This is a genomic window from Nostoc sp. ATCC 53789 (genome assembly GCF_009873495.1).
Classification (GTDB): domain Bacteria; phylum Cyanobacteriota; class Cyanobacteriia; order Cyanobacteriales; family Nostocaceae; genus Nostoc; species Nostoc muscorum_A.
In genome coordinates, this window is the sequence record NZ_CP046703.1 from 1,051,936 (window position 1) to 1,072,696 (window position 20,761).

A 20,761-nucleotide genomic window follows, 5' to 3' on the forward strand; every position below is an offset into this window, starting at 1 on the left:
TGAAAATACGATCGCCATCTTGTGCGCCCTCTACCGAATCGATAAAGCCATTACGCAAAAAATACACCTAATAAATCTTGATTTAGGAATATAACTGTACAGACGCGCTATGCGCTTCTAACTCCTAACTCTTTCTTCGCCTTATGATATACAAACCTCCTCAACAAAAGCTGTTGAGATGGATTGCATTGTTCCTAGTTGGAACATTTCTGCAATTTTTGTTTTACATCCCGACACCAGTCTTATCTCAAAATTCCAATAGCTGTAGCAATATTACAGCCCCTCTGACACCTGAAGAACAAACTTACGCTCGTGGTGCTTGGCAGTATTTTGTCAAAAATTATCAGCCAGCAACAGGATTTACAAATTCTACTGGGGGTTATCCTTCTGGTACACTTTGGGATATGGGTAACTACCTGATGGCGTTGAATGCTGCACGGTGGTTGAATCTCACTGACCAAGCAGATTTTGATGCTCGTCTCAACAAATTTTTAACGACTCTCAGCGGCTTAAAGTTATTTGAGGATGCTTTGCCCAACAAAGTCTATAACGCAGCCAATGCACAAATGGTTGATTATGGCAACAATCCCCTTGAGCGGGGTCTTGGTTGGTCTGCTTTGGATGTTGGGCGAATACTTGCAGCGTTTGATGTCATCCGTACCTGTCATCCGCAATATAATGATTGGCTTAAAGGAATTGTAGCGAAGTGGCAAGTGGCGCGATCGCTCAAAGATGGACAACTTTTTGGCGCTACTGTTCTCCCAGACAACAAAACGTTGTTGGTGCAAGAAGGACGACTTGGCTACGAAGAATACGGGGCTAGAGGTTATGGACTTTGGGGTTTCCCCGCACCCAAGGCTATTTCTTTAGAACCGTTTAAGTTAGTCGAAATTAATGGTGTGCAAATTCCCGTTGATACCCGTGACTTTAAAAGCACTAATGCTAATAATTACGTTGTGAGTGAGTCTTATATCCTTGAAGGGATTGAGTTTGGCTTGCAAGGTGAATTAGCTGATTTTGCTGCCAGGGTTTTAGATGTACAAAAACGGCGTTACGATACCACAGGGCAGTTGACTGCGGTTACAGAAGATAATATTGACCAAGCGCCTTATTTTCTCTACAACACCGTCTACGCCAACGGTGCAAACTGGGCAACAATCACGGATGCTAATCAACCTTATCCACAGTTTCGCAGCATTAGTACCAAAGCTGCTTTTGGTTGGCGCTATCTTTTTCCAGAGAATGCTTATGCTCAAAAAGTTTTTGATGCTGTCAAGGATCTTCGCAGTCCTGATGATAGTGGTTACTATGCTGGTATCTATGAAGAATCAAAACAGCCTAATAAAGCTTTGACAGGTAATACTAATGGGCTGATTTTGGAGATTTTGTACTACAAAGCTAAGGGAAATCACCCTTTAATTGCTTCTGGTTCTGCGAGTGTGTCTACTGGCAAGCCGAGTGAAAATGCTTCTCCTGCAACACCCTCAAATCAACCGAATTCTACTGTTAAAACTCCGCCTGCAACCCCTGCGGATACTTCTAAACCTACAGAAGTCGCCGTTGCACCTATTCCACCAGTAGATAGTCCTCAGCCATCATCTCAGATCAAGATGGAGCGACCACTGTCGGTGATTGAACGGCGTTATGCAGAAGCGGCTTGGCGATACTTTCAAGCGAATTATCACTCCAAAAATGGGCTGATTGACGATCGCAGTGATTTCAAAGGCGCAACCCTCTGGGGACTAGGAGATTATCTCGCAGCCCTCCATGCAGCGCGATCGCTCGATATAATTACTCCCAAGGAATTTGACCAGCGCACCCGACATCTTTTAGCAGCTTTGACAAAGTTACCATTGTTTGCTGGAGAGTTACCCGGTCGGGGTTATGATACGCGATCGCTCCAACCAGTAGATTACGGTGGAAATCCAGCCCCAGAAGGAAACGGCTGGTCAGCTTTGGATTTAGGTAGAATGCTGGCAGCACTTTACAACTTAAAAACCTGTCATTCAGAATACACGGCTGCGGTAGATAAAATTGTGCTGGATTGGTCATACTTGCGTGTGGTACGCGAAGGTATTCTATCCAGTGCGACTGTCACCAAAAAGCAAGAAGGGCGATCGCTAATCCGTGTCAACCCCGAAACCCGCTTGGGATATGAAGAATATGCAGCTAGAGCTTTTCAATTATGGGGATTTAATGTTAATGGTTCTGCTGTTGGCGGAGAATATCAAACTGCCTTAGTAGAGGGAGTGAAAGTGCCAATTCAACGCCACCGCAAAGATAGCAATTCCAAAAACCAATACACAGTTAGTAATCCTTTCTTACTCTATGCTTTGGAGTTTGGACTAGATCCACAAATGCGATCGCTCTTTGAACCAATTTTTCAAGCACAAGCTGAACGTTATCGTCGCACCGGCAACCTCACAGCCTCAGCTACCACCTTGATTGATCGTAAGCCTTACACTGTCCACAGCACAATTACTGAAAAAGGTGAGTCTTGGGTAGCTTTAGGAGATGAGGGTCAACCTGTACCAAAGGGGCGATTGGTGAGTACAGCAGTCGCTTTTGCCTATCATGCCCTGCTTCCAGAAAACAAGTACAGTCAAGAGTTACTGCAAGGAACGACTGACTTATATAATCCATTAGCTGGATTTTATGAGGGTTTCTATGAAGCCACAGGTAAAACGGCAGTTGGTTTCACCAGCAGCACCAACAGTATGATTTTGCAATCCTTGCTGTACAAGGTAATGAATCAACAACCTCTAATTCGTCCGACAAATGACATGAAATCTCCTTGGTGGCAAGAAGTTAGTAAGGGAAATTCTGGGCGAGGTCTACCCAACACTGCCACACAACAAACCAAGTTAATTTCTGATAGTTCTGGTAGTTACTGGGTTTCAAGGAGCGATGGTCACTAAGATCGCAGAAATGCAAAGATGCGTCCCTGCCTTCTCTAGTCAGTAATGTTGGGTTGATAATAAGTTGTTAGTAATCACTTCAAGTAGGGAATACTTATTCTGAGAGAATGCAGATTATGTAAGCTAACCCAACCTATACACAGACGGGGCTTCCCAATTCATCGGGAATAGCCTCTCTTTTGTTTGCAGTTTTATTGGTCTGACATTCTCTCCTTTTGGCATAAATCCTGGTTCCTAAAAACACAGTCTTTTCCTTGCAACATATACCTCTCAGTTTGGCTTTTGCTTATGGCCTCGATGGTTAATGAGCGCAGTCGAATCTAAAATCTAAAATCTAAAATCTAAAAAACTACCAAGATGAGTTCAGTTTCTATTAGTGATAATTCCTCAAAGTTTTCTGGTAATAGTCGCTCATTACTTAAAAAAAGAACGCTGTTATTTCGCTATCTTGCAGAAATAAATTTAATTTTTGGTATCTGGTATTTGCAATGGCGCATCACCCATTCCATCAATTTTGATGCGTTGTGGATCTCTATTCCTTTGCTGATAGCAGAAATTTATAGCTATTTCGGCGGTGCGATGTTTGTGATTGGGTTATGGCGACCTTTAGTGCGACAAATTAAGTCTCTCGACCAGATGACCCCACCTTTACCAAGATCCGAATGGCCAACAGTAGATGTCTTTGTTACCTGCTACAATGAACCACCGGAAATTGTAGAGGAAACGGCCAAAGCTGCTCTGAAAATGGATTATCCGCCAACAAAGTTACGAGTTTATGTCCTGGATGATGGTAACTCGGCTGATATACGGGCTATGACAGAAAGATTGTGTATTGAGGATTTGCAGTCACCACAACTACAACAAGAAGCAAATCGGATTGATGCAGAACACTCTTATTTGTTGCAGCGTCTAAAGCAACTAGAAAATCTGACACCTAATACTCAGTCCGCAGAACAATGGTTGCAAACATCATCATCAGAACCCGTGGTTAATCAGTTGGCTACGGAATTTGTGCAAAGTCTGCGACAATTTATTCTTTGGGTATCTCCGAATCATCAAGGTATTAGTAATTCTCCTGTGGAGACGCTACGCGATCGCCTCACTACCGAACGGAAAGCCCTAGAGGAAACTATTCGTAAGAAAGAACTCGAACTTTTGGAACTCTCTCGGTTTCGGTATATCGCTCGTCCCAAGACACCTGGTGTAGCACATCATGCTAAAGCAGGCAACATCAATTACGCAATTTTTTCTGGACAAACGGCAGGAAATTTTATTGTTACTCTAGATGCCGACCACATTCCCAAGCAAAATTTTCTGAAGCGAGTTGTACCTTATTTCTATACATATAATCTTTCAACAGGAAGATACGACCAGAATCAAATTGCTTTTGTACAGACTCGCCAGGATTTTTACAATATTCCTCCAGGTGATCCTTTTGGACATCGATCAAATTTATTTTATGGGCCACTTCAACAAGGTAAAGATGGCATGAATGCTGCGTTCTATACAGGCACAAATGCGATATTGAGGCGTGAAGCACTAGTTAGTGTAGGACTGCAAAATTTTGCTGATGAATTTGCCAAAGATGAAAAACGTTTAGATGAATTTGATTTAGTTGGTGGGGTATCGAGTAATAGTATTACAGAAGATATGAATACAGCCATGCGTCTGCATAGTGCTGGCTGGAAATCTATTTATCACAATGAACTTTTGGCAGAAGGTTTAGCACCAGACGACCTGAGTTCTACTCTTAAGCAGCGACTACGCTGGGCACAAGGAACGATCCAAGTGCTAGTTAGGGAAAATCCACTCACAAAATCAGGGCTAACATTTTGGCAAAGGTTGCAATATTTTAAGACTATGTATAGTTATTTCTCTGGTTTTGCAACTCTGGTTTTTATTTCTTGTCCAATTATCTATTTTTTTACGGACATTGTTCCAGTTAAAACCTATGGATCTGACTTTGCGATACACTTTTTCCCCGCTTTTATTATCAACCGTCTCACGTTCTTAGCAGCTACCTGGGGCATTCCAGCTACAGAAATTTGGCGTTCTGAACAATATGCGATCGCTTTATTCCCCCTGCTAATCCAAGCTGTATGGAGTGTGTTCACAGGACAAAAACTCAATTTTCAAGTCACACCTAAGCAAAGGCAGTCTGGTATTTATCTCAGGCTGGTTTGGCCACAGTTAGTTATCTTTATCCTCACTATTCTGGGGATATTATGGAGTCTTTATCGCTTTGCAATTGGTCATCTAAATAATCCTTTGGTTCACTTACTCAATGGTGTGTGGGCTATCTATAACTTGTTACTTTTGTCGGCTATCATTCGCGCATCTGTTTGGCAACCTTCAAAAGAAACCTAAAAGGTAATACAGAGCAAAGTATTTTTTCGTTCTTTCTGTGTCCAATAATCACCAAGTAATTAAATACAGATAATTGTTCACAGATGCTTCATTTGATGAAATAAATACTGCATTTTTTAGCTCAACGGCTCATTTTCGATCAGAACTGTAACCGATGCGATCGCAATCAACATTTCATCATTTTTATCGTTGAGTTCGGGAATCGCCCGCCCTTGGACTATCATCCCCCCAGATTCTACGGTAAGAGTTTTCCGACCAAATGGTAGGACAGCTAGTACCTCTTCTTCTCTAACTTGTTCTGGATATGGTACTGCTACCTGAACTTCTATAATCATTTCATTGGGATGGCTTAAACCTGCAACTTCCCAAACACCAGGTAAAGCATTGTGAGCGATCGCATTCCGTACCGCCCTAGATGCTGCTACTGTTGGTTCTTGTCCATGCTGATCTATTCCCATCCCCATCTCAATAATCAACCGTTTACGCGCCATTTCTACCTCCGGTAAATTCTCCACCTTTCACCACCAAAGGCAGCTATAGTGAGGACAGAAGGCTCAGTTGGAATACTGCATCTCTTCCTTACAAGACCCTTCACGCAGAGTCCTACGATGAGAGCCAAACTTCTGCCTTCTGTCCCCTGCCTTCTTTAGACCAGACGTTGTAAGCGACTAAGACGCTCCGAGTAACTTTTCATCACCTGTATGGCAAACATAGGTGTTTCCTGAACGGCAAAGAGAAACCCTTCTTCATCAAGAAAACCTAGTTTAGTATTCACCTTGGCAATAGCTGTGTAATTTCTATTTTTTATTCCTACAAGTATTCCAGCACCAAAAACTTCGCCTTGCTCAATAGTTTCTACAACCTTGCCATTAACTACTATCTCTACCTCTCCTTCCAGAATGCCGTACATACTATCACCAGACTGTCCTTCTTCAAAGATGACTTCACCTGCTGAGAATGCTTCAGGATCGGGTTGTTTTTGAAAGATACTGACTGTTATTACAGGACTTAGCATTAGAGCGACCCCAAAATTTTTGGTTTTTAGACGAAATTTGTTGATAGCTTTAGACGAACCCAGAAAAGTATACTACTTTATGTCGATTAACTCTCAATCTCAGCAAAATTCCTGATTAGTCTCCTAATCGCCTAAAAACCTCTCCCTGGTTTTACTATGCAGGCAAAACCGTCCCTCTCTAAATCGGAGCTACGGTGTAAATAGAGCGGCGTTAATAATTCAAGGTTTGTAGTGAGGACTTTAGTCCTCTTATGAGGGCTGTTCGCGGAGCGTTCCCATAGGGTAGCCCTCACTACGAGGGAGCTATGCGGTTTTGTCAGATCCAGTAAAGAACAAGCGATCGCTAAATCATTTTCCCAGTAGTATAAATAAATTTATACTTACCAAGACGTATTAACACTTAAAGAAAAGATGAGTTTGAGTCACAAGTTGCAAGACTCTCTTTTTTGACCTAAAAAAGGCTAGGATTCCCTTTGAGCAATAATTTCGAGACAGGGATTATCTACCTTAATGGAAAAAAGTATATGTGCAATTCTAGATTTGAGCAAATCATTATCAAATTTTTCTTCCGAGGTAACAAAATGTTTAGAATTGACGAATATTACGGAATGGAATGGGAAAATTCTTGAAGAAAGAGAAGGAAAAATTAGAGAAATTGCACTTATTTTAGCTGGTCAATGTATTGCTATTTTGTTGTATAACCTCTCTCAATCTCAGTCAGCCAATCAAGCAGCGATGAATCAAACACTCTTGCTGGTGGGATGGCAATATGCAAAGACACGGTTATATAAGACGGCAAATATTAACAGTCGGAAATGTTTTAGTTACTTTAAAATTGCCATATATGGTAAGAAGAAAGTCAACATCTACGACCAAAAATAAAATCCCTACTCAGGGATTCTGCCCATTATTAAAGTGGTTAGGGATGTCAGACGGCTGGCTTAACCCCATTAGTATGGTCAACAGTTGCCCAATACGGCGCAATCACTAGCTCATTTGAAGCCGCTTGTACAACTTTGACGGGTTGGGGAATTAACCTTAGTTTAAAACGAATTGAACGTTTGACATATAAATTTGGTCAAATTGGGATCAACTTACGTCAATCTAAAATCTTAAATCGCCAATTAGGGAATTTAACCGAAGGTAATATTCTTAAAGACCAAAGAGTTGTCATTGCCGTAGATGGTGGTCGGAGTCGAATCCGAATTAATAAAAAGGGAAGAAGAAATTCCAAAACCAAGCGACACGGGTTTATCGGCAAATGGGTTGAGCCAAAGTTATTTACAATTTATGTTGTTGATGAGCAAGGTAAAAAAATAAATAGTTCTGAAATTCCTATTACGAATGATGGCACTTATGAAGGATATAAAGCGCTTTTGGAGATTTTAGAAGCGTGTTTAGTTGACTTGGGAATTAGTCAAGCAAAACAAGTCTTATTAATCGGGGATGGAGCGGAGTGGATCTGGATACATATTCCCCCACTTTTGGCAAGATTAGGATGCCCAGTTGAAACTTATCAGCTATTTGACTTTTATCATGTTACGGAAAATTTAAAAATATTTGCGGACGCGGCTTTTAATGAAGAGGCACAGTCTAAGGAATGGTTTGTAAAAGTTAGAAAGAGTTTAAAAAAAGTAAAGCTAAATCCTAAATCAGCCAGATGGATGAGTTGATTGCTGTAGCTACTGGAGAGCGCTGTAAGATTATGGTAGTTAAGCGTAATTATATTTTAGATGCTTATCGGAAAGGGCGTTTAAATTACGATAAAGCAATAAATAAAAAACTACCTATTGGCAGTGGTGCAATTGAGAGTTTAATCCGCCAAGTTGTAAATTTAAGAATCAAAGGAAACAGTAAATTCTGGTTGAAAGAGAATGCAGAAATTATGTTACATCTGCGTTGCCAATGGATAGCTGGAAGTTGGGATAATTTTTGTGGTTCTATCTTTAATTCCTTTCTCAAACCCCAAACTGCTTGATAAATTTTATACTTTAGTTCTACTTTTAACTTATTACTTGCTTTAATTAACACTAAGTATAAAAGACTGATTGTAGATATTTTTAGTAACAATGGTCAAATGACTTGCTATTAATCTTTTTGAGATATCTCATCAAGATGAATTCTCACGGCTATCAGCATATTTTTGGTAACTAAAGTCACTTCTTACTTAGATTTGATTTTTGCGTAGGCGTAGCCCGCCGAAGGCATCGCTTGTTTTTTACCGGATCTGACAAAACCGCATTGCTCCCGGCAATGGTTGACAGTCGATTGAGTCGGACATCAGCTAAGTACAGCTTTGCATTAATTCGTAGCGAATTTCTCCATCATCTGGGCTACTGTATATGACCATTTGATTGGTTGGGCTGAATCATTGTGACGGACGATGAAATCAGTTATACGTTGCTGTAAGGTCTTGAGGTCAGGAAAATCATTTGGAGTCAGTAATTTACGTTGTAAAATGCTGAACCAAATTTCAATTTGATCTAACCATGAAGCATATTTTGGTAGCCAGACCACTTCCACCGTAAAATTCCAACCGTCTTCTTTTTGCTTCTGATTCAACCAAGCCTGTAATTGTTTTGGGGCATGGGTAGAGCCGTTGTCAAGGATTAAATAAATATGGCGCATACCCCGACGAATGGCTTCTGGTATCAATACTTCTAAAAGAAATCCTTGAAAATCAAGGAATGTTTTTGTTGGGCGACAACAACCATAAATCAGACCATCAGCAACGCTCAAAGCCGCAAAAAGATGTGTTGCTCCTTTTCGGGCATATCTGGCTGCAAAGTGAACTGGTTGTTTGACACCTGCCCCAATATTTGGATGTAAGCCGGATCGTGCTTGGATGGAAGTTTTTTCATCCACACATACCACCCAGAATCCAGCTTTAATCAAAAATTTTGCCTGAGCATACAGTTTAAGTACAGGGGTTGCTTTTGCAACAAAATTATCATCAATCCGATGCATCCAAGTATGAAACCGCCAAGGTTTTATCCGCTCAGATTTTAGCCATCGCCAGACTGTTGAAGTCGCTATGGATACTACAATGCCTAGCGTGACTAGATGTGCTGCAATATCGCTACAACTCCACCTCGCCAAGGGAAGATCAAAATCCGTTGGGTTGCTGCAAGCGATGCCTGCGGCAACGCGAAGCGCGAACGCAGTAACTTTTGCTCGTATAATTGCTTCAAATATCCGAGGACGACCTGGACGGGGTGCTTCTTCTAGACTACGAGTTTGACACCAACGTTTGCGCCATTTCCGAACAAGGGCTTGTGAACAGCCGATATTTTGAGCAATTTGAGCATCTGTCCAATCTGAATTTTCAGCAGTTGTAAGTATTATTTTGGCTCGTTTGCCTTTGCTTTGCCCTGTTTTTCGGGCATTCGCTTGCTGCTGCAACAGTTCTTTTTCCTCTTCTGTTAGCTGCACCTTGTAGGTTTTTTGCCGACCAGCCATAGTACCGAATGCTTGAGGGATAGTCCACGTATCCTCACCTTACCGTCAACAATTTACCCCTGTCAATTCGCTACGAATTTAAGCAAAGCTGTACTAAGGAATGAGTTCGCTATCGGGGATGATGATAATATTTGAAATTTGCAGCATAACTTAATATATAGCGTTGGGCGATCGTCTGGTGGAGCAAGCTACGCACTCCCTCTACTCATCATCATCTGGCAAATACAAAGCGCTGCTATCAGTTGGTCTAGCATGGAGATACATTTCCTCAAAATCTCGGCAGCACTGTACCTGTTCCCGCATCCTTCTTCACTCTTACATACCCCTTGGTAGTATCGCTCTTGCTATGTCCCAACTGGTCTTGCACCTGAAAAAGCGGTTTACTCTCCACCGCCCTCGTTGCATGAGAATGCCTTAGCCAGTGACACGAAAACTTCACCTTCGCCACCTCAGATATATCCTGAATCAACTTTTTAATTGCCCGATCGCTCAACGGCAATCCCCTTTTTGCTGGGTCAGGTGAGATATTGGCAAACACCGGCATCTTATCACTAGCCATCCCCCGGTACTTTTTGAAAACGAGCGAAGTCTGATGGTCTAAGCCAATCTCCCGGTACTTCCCACCCTTACCCCAAAACTTAATTGTGTAATACCCCCGGTGTCTATCCTCCGGCGTTGGGTCAAACTGCCATTTAAAATCGCGCCAATACAACCCCGGATAATCTTCCTTGGGTTTACCCCGTTCATCACCCGGAACCGTCACGCGACCCACTTCGCCAACCCGCATCCCACTATAAAAAATCAAGTTAAAAACTAGCCAATACTGCCCCCCTAACACCTTGGCAGCATCAGCTAACTTCTCCATTTCCCAATCTTCTAGATACCGCTCTGCCTTCCGTAAATCACTGAAATTATCGTAATTTATAGTACTTGCAATATTCCGCAAAAAATAGCCAATACTCTCCCCGCTCCCATAACTCCAGAGCGATCGCAATATCAGCACTCAGTTACTTTTAGTACAAGGGGAAACCTCACCCCAGGAAGCAATAAATTCTAGTAACAATGGTTGCTGTAGCAATCTTAAATCAGGTATACCTGATTTACGTACCCAATCGAGTAATTTTTGACCAAATCGATAGTATTTTCGCTTGGTTTGTTCGCGGTTTTGACTTCCAGCCCAAGCCAAAATTAACTCCTCATCATTACCCACCGCAGGCGTGCGGTAATAATATTGGCGAATTATCTCTTCTACTAATTCTGGAGTTACTTGAGCCTTCGTGTTTTTAATTACACTTGGTTGGGGAGTAGGAGGCAGAATTTCGACCTGCGCCACCTCAATATTAGTAATATCCATCTAGGAAATAAGAATTACGCGATGATAAACATATAGCTTCCTGGAAGTGCTGTTTCAGGAAGCTTTTATATTCTACGACAACGCCGTGGATGTGCTTAACTGCTTGCTCCATTATTTGTGGTCAAGCAACACCCCGTTTTTTGTGTTCAAGCTGTAGCATTTAGGCACTTGAAATTATTTCACTGGATGGTAAAGCCCATCTTTTGGATTCCATTCCCAACCTATGCCCCTTGGGTCGCGGTTACGAGTCCAACTGATAAATTCTTTGGTAGTGAGTTTTTCTCGTTCCGGTGCGAGGCTCGACGGACTTAAACCTAGTCGCGGTGCTAGATTTTCATCCGGCAATGCTTGCAGTTCAACTAGGGTTTGTTGGTATGGGTGCGCTTGTTTTCGAGGTCTAGCTTGACTGTTGTATCTATTTGATGAAATAGCCCGTTCGATGAGTTCCAGCTTTTTGGTCATTGCGTCGAGCTTGCTTTCTAGCTTCTTCTCCATCTGCAAAACCGATTTACTGCTGGGGGCAACATCGATATCAATATTGCTATCAAACTTGGAGAGCAATTCTTCTAAGCCTTGCAGCAAGGCAATTGTATGTCCCTCTCTGTGCAGTTTGGATAGTTGGCGTACTGCTCCAATTAGGGCAGTAGGAACGCGAATCATTTCGCTTGGTGGGGTCTTGTCGTCAGCTATTTGATATCAATTTTGATAGCAATGAACTGATGATAGATGAAAAGCGTAGCTTGCCGCCGTTAGGCATCGCCCACAAGCATTTTCTTAGAGGAAACGCGATGCCTACGGCGGCAAGCTACGCTCTTGTAGACAAAAACTGGACATCGCCTCAAAAATGGTGATGATTAATTTAATCTGCAATCTTTTTCTAAAATTTATGCGTTTAATCAATCGTTTTCAGGCTTTGGCTGTTGCCACTGGGCTAATTGCTCTATTGGGGTGTTCGCCAGCACCAAGCCAGGTGCCAACATCAACAATAGAAAAACCATTGCAGGCAACGCCGATTGTACCTACTAAACCCTCAACCAGCGCTAACCTGCTTTTGGGAAATCCCAGCAATGCGATCGCCCTGGTGGATACTCCTGATAATTACCTAATGGTAAAAAACCAGTACGCGCTCTCCTACAACAATACTAAAGGAACTCCCAACTGGGTAGCTTGGCAGCTTAACAAGTCATGCCTGGGAACTGCTGACAGACAAAATAATTTTAGACCTGATAACACTTTACCTACAAACTTTTTACGGGTAACTCCAACTATATACAGTGGTTCAGGTTATGACAAAGGTCATGTTACACCCTCAGCAGCAGGGCAAACGCATCTTATTTACTAATAAAAACTAAGGGAGATTCCAAAATGACATAGATAATTGCAAAAATTGGTGAAATAATAAATAAAATAAATCAAATATTTTTCAAAGTGCGAATTAGCTTATCTTCAACTAAATGACTAATCGTCAATACTAAAATAATTCAATTATGAGCTACATAAGAATATATTTACTTAGAGAATAAATAAAACTTTTATGTAGAATATTCAACTCAAGTTTTGATGTACTATTTTAAGCTAACGCTAAAATACTTAGTAAATATTTGTTATCCATCGCCGCGAGAAACTGTTTATTTTTGATTCCACGTTTTACACATAAGAACGTAATTCTTCTTTCTGATAAATGTGAGAATACCACGTTCAATGAAGGCCAGCCGTCCTCATTTTCACAGCATCTGTAAAAGTCACTTTGATCGGGAGGGCGATGGTGTAACCGTCCTTCCCGGTGGCGATCGCATAAATTGAGTTTTTCTTTGTGCTGATCTTCTCATAATTCCTAGTCATTAATCTAAAACTATTGAGAATCAGACTGTGAGAAAACCTACGCTAGAAGAGTGGAGAACTGACCGTGAAAGCTCAGGCAGCCGTCGGCTGCCTCTAACTCCCCCTCGTAATGATTATCATTTTTATAATGAGTGAGATTTAATTTCCTCAAGGCCTTATGTAGTTTGAGTCTTGGTGTATTTCACCCTGATTCAGGCTCGTCAATATTTAGATGCGTTTGCCCTGCAGCAGACATGACTTATTTTGACATCGACGAATTTTTAGTTGTAGTTCTACTACCCCATTTAATGTTCTTATATGTCGAGGATTATTGTATTCATTCCACATTGCTTCCCCGCACGAAGGGCATTTTTTTTGAATACAATCGAGTACTTCAAACGATGTTGCCTCTGGTTTTAGACTTTTTCTTACCAAGTTTTTGCACCATTATTTCGCTACAAGGTCAAGATTACAGGATTTCCACTCTTCTCTAGTAAGTTTTGCCACACTAGGTTATTCGCTTTCATACCTAATTCTCTGAAAGCCTTGTGTGGTGTAATGTTGGGGAATTAAACCTTGATTATCGATCTTTAATATTTAGATGCGTTCGTCCTACCTGCGCTAACCCTGATACTTTTATGTTGCATATGAGTTGCGTTTGAGTATCTCATCAGATACTATAATTCCTGTAAGTCACAACTGGTAATCAACTAGCAGTTAAAATTTACAAAATTAATTGAATATTTTGGCAGTAATTTTTAGGAGTTGAGCTTTGATGGTCTTTTTGACCTCAGTCCCTCTAAACCGTAGAATTTCAGAGAAAGTGTGATCGCAATCCAAAATGTTCTAAGAACCTATCCCACTAATAAGATTTGTGCTTCAAAACTTAAGTTTATTGAGAACTAAAAACGAAAAATCAAGGTTTTCAAGCACATTTTACGAAAAGAAGTAGGAATTTTTAGACTAGTGGGATAAGTTCAAAAAACAGGCTATCTATTGCCCAGTTCATGGCTACTTTCCAGTTTATGCATTAAGTAAGTAGAAAAACAAATTGATTACACAATGTCATTGTGTTGGTATAAGCCTTCCCGTAGGGTATGCAGTGAAGCTTATCTTTTGTTATGGAGATTAGTTTATGGTGTCTCTTATAAAAATAATCGTTACAGGAGCAGCTGGTTTTATTGGTTCTCACTTAGTAGACACTTTATTAGCAGAAGGGCATCAAGTAATTGGTATTGATGAATTCAATAATTATTACGACCCTGCTTTAAAGCGCAAGAACATTGCACATTTACATAACAATCCTAATTTTGAATTAATTGAGGGAGATATTCAACTCCTAGACTGGCATAAACTGCTAGAAGATGCTGAATTCGTTTATCATCAAGCTGCACAAGCGGGTGTAAGAGCTAGTTGGGGAAAAAACTTCCAAACTTATGTTGAAAAGAATATCAATAGTACCCAAATTTTATTAGAAGCCATCAAAGATGCTAAACACATAAAAAGATTCATATTTGCTTCAACCTCCAGTATATACGGTGATGCTAAAAAACTACCGACTGATGAAAGTATTTGCCCTCAGCCTATTTCTCCGTATGGAATTACAAAATTAGCTGCTGAGAAGTTGTGTAGTTTGTATCATAAAAATTTTGGTGTACCCTTTGTTGCTTTACGCTACTTCTCAGTTTATGGGCCTAGACAACGTCCAGATATGGCTTTTCATAAATTTTTTAAATCAATACTTGAATCACAACCGCTAACTATATATGGAGATGGTCAACAAACACGAGACTTCACATTCATAAATGATATAGTTACAGCCAATATAGCAGCCGCTAAAATACCCGAAGCTGTTGGTGAAGTTTTCAATATTGGTGGCGGTAGTAGAGTCAGTCTGTTAGAGGTTATCAGTACTATAGAAGAAATTATAGGAAGTAATATTAATATCAACCACATTGAAACATCAATGGGAGATGCGCGTCACACTTTATCGGACATAGCTAAAGCTCAAAAACTTTTAAACTACAAACCACAAACTTCTTTAATCGATGGATTAGCTAAAGAGTGGATTTGGACGAAATCTCTATATTCCTAAGCTATTTCCTGAGTCAGGCTGATTGAACTGAGAAACAGTGTTAAAAAGACGTGTATCAATTTACAGCTTTTATTCTCTCTGTAATTAAGTTAGTTCCACTAATGTAATACATTCGATGACAGTGTCTTCAAAACTATCACCGCCTCTTAAATCGTGCAGTCATGTCTAATTTTCATACTTTAAACTCTATTGATCTAGCAGTTATGAATATTGTTTATACTGCTCATTTTGCCAAGCTACCAGTTCATACTTCTGTAAGAAGCAAAGCAAAACGGATGATTGATATCTTAGGTGCTATAGTAGGATTAATTATTACAGCAATCGTAGCGATTCCTGTTGCTATAGTTACTCAACTTGATAGCCCTGGTCCCATCTTTTACAGTCAAATTCGCTGTGGTTTGAACGGACGCTATTTCCGGATATGGAAATTTCGCTCTATGATTGTTGGATCTGACCAATTTAAACATCTAGTCATCAACGAAGCCAAAAGTAATCATATTTTCAAAAGTGAAAATGACTCTCGTATTACTCGTGTAGGTAAGTTTCTGCGTCGCACTAGCTTAGACGAACTACCCCAATTTTGGAATGTACTACTAGGAGAAATGAGTTTAGTTGGCACTCGCCCTCCGACTCCCGATGAAGTCATGTGCTACTCAAACCATCACTGGGAAAGGTTAAATGTCAAACCAGGTATTACTGGCGAATGGCAAACCAGTGGACGTTCTAGTATCAAAGACTTTGAGGATATTGTAAGTATGGATCTAGACTATCAACGAAAATGGTCTATTACCTACGATATTTATTTGATGCTAAAAACCCTAAAAGTTGTGTTAGATAAGAGCGGCGCTTGTTAATAACGGAAGTTACTAGTTTGTACAAGTAAGTGTGCGGAGCTCTTCATCGCTGTTGTCCTTTGATGTGCCCTTGCTCATGAATGTGACGTTTTACGCTTTTATCACTCCTATCACTCCTATTAATTATCCCCTCCTGAATCCTTTCCCTAAATGTATAAACCTGTCCTAACGATTTTTTACCAATTTAATCCTTGGCATACTACTATTGGTGGCATTCAAACACTAGTTAGCTTGTTTATTAAGTATGCACCTAGTGAATTTGATCTGCGGCTTGTAGGAACAGGACATGATGGGTGTCAGCCAAATCTGAAGTGGCAAGAAGCAGAACTTTCTGGTAGAGAAATTAGTTTTATGCCTTTGTTTACTTTAGAAAATGATAATGTTCGGGGTCTGATACCAACCACGGTTAAGTATACGAATGCACTTTTAGGGCATTGCTTTGCTTCAGACTTTATGCATTTTCATAGGTTGGAGCCAACTTTAGCTGCATTGAATTGGCAGGGGGAGAAAACCCTGTTTATTCACACTGATATTAATGCACAGATGCAAAAAAAAGCGATTCTGTGGCGAAGATTTCCGGGTGCATATTTTGCCTTGGAAAGTTTGTTAATTCGTCAGTTTAACCAGATTTTATCGTGTAATAGTAACTCTGCTAAATTCTATAGCCAACGTTATCCTACTTTGAGCGATCGCATTTCTTACATCAAAAATTCATTTGACAATGAAATTTTCTATCCGTTGAGTCATCAAGAAAGGGAAGCAAAAAGACGCGAACTAGCTTTGAGATTAGGCTTGGTTCCCGAAACACGTTTTATTCTTTTTGCTGGTCGCTTGCATCCAGACAAAGATCCACTTTTGTTAGTACGTACATTCGCGGCTTTAAATGAATCCCATACTCATCTACTCATAGCTGGAGATGGAGATTTAGCCACGAAAATTCGTGCTGAAATTGGTCGTCTCAGTTTAACTGAACGAGTGACAATGCTGGGAGCAGTGAATCAAACAGAACTATCAAAGTTACATCGTATCTGCAATGTCTTTGTCCTTACTAGTGCCTACGAAGGGTTACCATTGGTAGTTCTAGAAGCACTTGCTAGTGGGACTCCAGTAGTCACAACTCGAACTGGTGAAACCCCAAAATTACTGACGGATGATAGTGGAGTAGTTTGTTCTCAACGTACTCCAGAATCCATAGCAGAGAGTATACGCCAAGTACTACTACATCCAGAAGATTATCCAAGTGTTTCTTGTGTGCAAACTGCACGTCCCTATGCTGCCTGCACTGTGATTAAAGATATCTACAGAGAAATGCTAAATCGCTGGGAATTGCAAACCTTCTCAGCAGTGAGTTCGTAAGTAAAACTAATTTTTGGGAAAAAATTCATGAAAATTGCTGTAATTGGTGCCAAAGGTCTACCACCTAAACAGGGAGGCATTGAACATTATTGTGCAGAAATATATCCCCGGATAGTAGCGCAGGGTCATAGTGTTGATTTATTCGCCCGCTCTTCATACACTGATTGTCGTTGGTTTGATAATTATGGCTTTCAGGGTGTCCGAGTCATCTCCTTGCCTAGTTTCGATTTTAGAGGGATAGACGCTTTTATTAGCTCTGCCATAGCAGCGATCGCTGCTTCTGGAACTCAGTATGATATTATTCACTTTCATGCTCTTGGTCCATCTCTATTTACCTGCCTATCGAGACTTACCGCCAAGAAGGCAAAAATTGTTGTTACCTGTCAGGGGTTAGACTGGCAACGTGCCAAGTGGGGTAATTTTTCTAGTCGCTTGATTCTTGCGGGAGAAAAGGCGGCAGTGCGGTTCGCCCACGGACTAATAGTAGTCTCAAAAGATTTGCAATCCTATTTTTTGCAAACCTATGGTAGGCAGACAGTCTACATCCCTAACGCTCCAGCTAACTATGCTGAGTCAGACCCTAATTTTTCCTATGGCACCTCTCTCAAATTAATGCAGGGACGCTATATTCTATTTTTGGGCAGACTTGTACCAGAAAAGCGTCCGGACTTACTCATTGAAGCTTTCTGTAAACTCAAACCACCAGGATGGAAACTTGTTCTGGCTGGTGGCATCAGCGATACTAAGCCCTATGTCTCCAAGCTATTAAATACTGTTGCCGAGAATCCAGAGATCGTATTTGCAGGCGAACTGCAAGGAGAACGCTTAGCAGAGATTGTTCGGGGAGCCGGATTATTTGTCCTACCTTCTGATGTGGAGGGACTACCTTTAGCAATGTTGGAGGCGATGCGGGAAGGGATCTCGGTAATCGCAAGTGATATTCCACCCCATCAGCAGTTGTTAAATGAGCAGCGTGGCATACTCTTCCAAGCAGGAAACCTAGACTCTTGTATTAGTTGCCTGGACTGGGCCGTGAATCATCCCCAGGAATTAGCAATAATGGCTAGTAATGCCCAAAAGTATGTAGAACTCAACTATAGTTGGGAACAGATTACTGCTGAGAATTTGAAATTATATAGAACACTGTTGAACTCGTCTGCAACTATCAAGATATCCGAACCTTATTCCATGAGAATAGCTGGAGTTGACTCAATCCAGCAAACTTCAAGCGCAGTTGTTGGGAAAAAAGCTGTAATTTCCGAGCAAATCACAGTCTCAGAAAAATAAATCTAGATATATGCATAAAAAAAATCAGTTTTAATTCCAGGAGGCATCAGCCTGTTGTTTCTTACAGAGTACTTGAGGTGGAGAAAGCTAGCTAATGAGAAAAGACATTTCATCTTTACTGAAGGTTTTGAAACGGCGTAGTCTCCCTGCAACAGCTACATTTGTTTCAGTAATTGGTGGGTCAGTTATTTACTTGGCTGTGACTCCACGATTGTATGAAACATCAGGGCGGCTAATACTAGACGAAAAACAAGTGAGCGTTTCCCAATTAGGTCGCGAGCTTAGCCAAGTGCCTCTAACTACACCAGGAGGTTCTAACCCACTAGCTACTCAAGCAGAATTAATCAAGTCGCAACAGGTTCTGCAAAAAGCGATCGCTAAAATTGACTCTCCAAAAAAAATAACAACCGCCAAACTTAGTGAGAATTTGAAAGTCAAAATTATTCCAGCAACAAACATACTGGAACTGAGCTACCGATCACCAAATGCTATTTTAGCTGCCAAAGTTCTGAATGCTATCTCAGAAACAATGGTCAAGGAAAGTGCGGATGCAATTAGTTCAGAAGCTCATTCTGTAAGGCAATTTTTAGAAGTGGAAGTTCCCAAACAGCGATCGCTGCTGAAAAGAGCTGAAGCAGCAGAAAGTATCTACCGACAAAAAAGTGGCATTGTCTCCATTGAAGACCAAACGAGAACTCTAGTAGACAGTTTGGCAACATTGGAAAATCAAGAACGGACTCTGATGGGTGAACTGCAAGAAATTCAGTCTCGCACTAGAAGCTTGGAGGGAATTACCAAAGCTGGCAATCTCAAAAATGCTTATTCAGCAGTGCGTGCTGGTGATAATGAAGAACTGAAAAAATTACGGGATAAATTGGTGGAATTGGAGGCACAGGTAGTTGAAGCTCGTGTGCGTTTTACAGAGAATCATCCTACCTTACTCAACCTGATAGAACGACGGGATGACCTACGTCAGTTGTATATACAAAAACTGGCTTTGGTGTCACCCAACAATAGGGCGATCGCTCCAGAAAAAGTCGCTAACGATCAGCTTTCCCAGAACTTAACATCTCAACTCATTACTCAAAGAATCGAGCGATCGGCTTTGGAAAATAAGCTCAAAACTGTCCAAGCTCAACGTGTCAAACTCCAGGCTAGTTTGGTAGAACTACCAATTAAACAAAAAACCCTCAATGGTCTGGTTCGCCAACGACAAGAAGCGGCAGATTCTCTCAAATTCCTACAAACCAAATTTGAAGAAGCACGAATCGCAGAGGCTCAAATAGTCAGCAATATCCGCATTATTGCTAAAGCGACAGTACCCGATTCACCCGCATCACCCAAGCAGGCAGCAGTGCTAGTAATTGCTATTTTCTTCGGTATGATTTTTGCCGTTGGGGTTGTGCTGTTATTGGAGGTGTTAGACAACACCTTGAGGGATGCGTCGCAAGCAGAGGAATTACTCAAGTTGCCATTGCTAGGAATATTGCCACGTCTCAAAGCTAACACCCTAAAGCTAGATTCAGCAAAAAGCTTCTTAAATGATGTGGGTTTGGTTGAGCCGTATCGAATGCTCCTTAAGACTCTAGAATTTCGTAGTCGTGAGAACTTGCAGCTGATTGTTGTTAGTAGCGCCCTCTCTGGCGAAGGCAAATCAATTGTTGTTTCACATCTAGCTACTGTCTCTGCCATGTTGTCGCGCCGGACATTGATTATTGATGCCGACTTGCATAGACCTGTACAACATCAATTGTTTAATTTAGCTGCAACCCCAGGAATGAGTGAAGTGCTGGAAAATAATCAATCTCTACTGGACGTGATACGCCCAACAACAATTGACAATCTTTCAGTCTTAACTTGTGGTGAACTACACCATTGTCCTCCTCAGTTACTAGAGTCTACGGCGATGAAATCTCTGATAGCAGAAGTGACAGCACATTTTGATTTGGTAATTATAGATACCCCTCCTCTGTGTGCAAGTATTGATGCTGCCACATTGACCCAGCAAAGTCACGGAATCATGTTAGTTACTCGTCCCGGCTGGACTCACAAAGAGGTTTTGCAAAAGACAGTATCAGAATTAACTGAAAATGGCATACCCATACTGGGGGGCGTGGTGAATGATATGGCTACTGAGCTTGAAAAGTATTACCGGAATTCTGTAAATAAATACCAATCAAACAGGCGTTTGACTGCTCTAGGATTGTCCAACACTTCTAGCGATGAGGTCTGAAG

14 protein-coding genes and 1 pseudogene are annotated in these 20,761 nt (G+C 41.1%); 9 read left to right on the top strand and 6 right to left on the bottom strand.

What is annotated here, in order from left to right:
* Positions 1-143 precede the first annotated feature (143 nt).
* Positions 144-2,918, top strand: a complete 2,775-nt coding sequence (locus GJB62_RS04240; RefSeq protein WP_114085845.1) for a DUF3131 domain-containing protein — start codon at positions 144-146, stop codon at positions 2,916-2,918.
* Between the two features lie 357 nt (positions 2,919-3,275).
* Positions 3,276-5,285, top strand: a complete 2,010-nt coding sequence (locus tag GJB62_RS04245) for a glycosyltransferase (RefSeq protein WP_114085844.1) — start codon at positions 3,276-3,278, stop codon at positions 5,283-5,285.
* A 116-nt stretch (positions 5,286-5,401) separates the two neighbouring features.
* Here the strand turns inward: GJB62_RS04245 and GJB62_RS04250 are convergent, their stop codons facing one another.
* Positions 5,402-5,776 (bottom strand): Lin0512 family protein, encoded by a 375-nt coding sequence (locus tag GJB62_RS04250; protein WP_181852948.1) that lies wholly within the window; start codon positions 5,774-5,776, stop codon positions 5,402-5,404.
* A 155-nt stretch (positions 5,777-5,931) separates the two neighbouring features.
* On the bottom strand, positions 5,932-6,300 hold the full coding sequence (locus tag GJB62_RS04255; protein WP_114085842.1) for a cyclic nucleotide-binding domain-containing protein: 369 nt from the start codon (positions 6,298-6,300) through the stop codon (positions 5,932-5,934).
* A 510-nt stretch (positions 6,301-6,810) separates the two neighbouring features.
* Between GJB62_RS04255 and GJB62_RS04260 the strand changes: the two are divergent.
* Positions 6,811-8,278: pseudogene (locus GJB62_RS04260) on the top strand (ISLre2 family transposase).
* Between the two features lie 323 nt (positions 8,279-8,601).
* Here GJB62_RS04260 and GJB62_RS04265 read toward each other — a convergent pair.
* From GJB62_RS04265 to GJB62_RS04280, 4 genes are all read right to left on the bottom strand, one after another.
* Positions 8,602-9,759 (bottom strand): IS630 family transposase, encoded by a 1,158-nt coding sequence (locus GJB62_RS04265; RefSeq protein ID WP_114081617.1) that lies wholly within the window; start codon positions 9,757-9,759, stop codon positions 8,602-8,604.
* Positions 9,760-10,027: 268 nt separating this feature from the next.
* Positions 10,028-10,705, bottom strand: a complete 678-nt coding sequence (locus GJB62_RS37350) for a site-specific integrase (RefSeq protein WP_245246090.1) — start codon at positions 10,703-10,705, stop codon at positions 10,028-10,030.
* A gap of 57 nt (positions 10,706-10,762) precedes the next feature.
* A complete protein-coding gene (locus GJB62_RS37355) occupies positions 10,763-11,113 on the bottom strand; it encodes a hypothetical protein (protein WP_114085593.1) in 351 nt (116 codons plus the stop codon).
* Positions 11,114-11,287: 174 nt separating this feature from the next.
* On the bottom strand, positions 11,288-11,803 hold the full coding sequence (locus tag GJB62_RS04280; protein ID WP_114085594.1) for a hypothetical protein: 516 nt from the start codon (positions 11,801-11,803) through the stop codon (positions 11,288-11,290).
* Positions 11,804-11,999: 196 nt separating this feature from the next.
* Here GJB62_RS04280 and GJB62_RS04285 point away from each other — a divergent pair, with 196 nt between their 5' ends.
* From GJB62_RS04285 to GJB62_RS04310, 6 genes are all read left to right on the top strand, one after another.
* Positions 12,000-12,455, top strand: a complete 456-nt coding sequence (locus GJB62_RS04285; protein WP_114085621.1) for a DNA/RNA non-specific endonuclease — start codon at positions 12,000-12,002, stop codon at positions 12,453-12,455.
* A gap of 1,614 nt (positions 12,456-14,069) precedes the next feature.
* Positions 14,070-15,029 (top strand): NAD-dependent epimerase/dehydratase family protein, encoded by a 960-nt coding sequence (locus GJB62_RS04290; RefSeq protein WP_114085597.1) that lies wholly within the window; start codon positions 14,070-14,072, stop codon positions 15,027-15,029.
* Positions 15,030-15,232: 203 nt separating this feature from the next.
* Positions 15,233-15,883 (top strand): sugar transferase, encoded by a 651-nt coding sequence (locus GJB62_RS04295; protein ID WP_245246091.1) that lies wholly within the window; start codon positions 15,233-15,235, stop codon positions 15,881-15,883.
* Between the two features lie 150 nt (positions 15,884-16,033).
* Positions 16,034-17,239, top strand: coding sequence for a glycosyltransferase (locus tag GJB62_RS04300; protein ID WP_114085599.1), 1,206 nt, complete (start codon positions 16,034-16,036; stop codon positions 17,237-17,239).
* A 27-nt stretch (positions 17,240-17,266) separates the two neighbouring features.
* Positions 17,267-18,526, top strand: a complete 1,260-nt coding sequence (locus tag GJB62_RS04305) for a glycosyltransferase family 4 protein (protein WP_114085600.1) — start codon at positions 17,267-17,269, stop codon at positions 18,524-18,526.
* A 94-nt stretch (positions 18,527-18,620) separates the two neighbouring features.
* Positions 18,621-20,759, top strand: coding sequence for a polysaccharide biosynthesis tyrosine autokinase (locus GJB62_RS04310; RefSeq protein WP_114085601.1), 2,139 nt, complete (start codon positions 18,621-18,623; stop codon positions 20,757-20,759).
* Positions 20,760-20,761 lie beyond the last annotated feature (2 nt).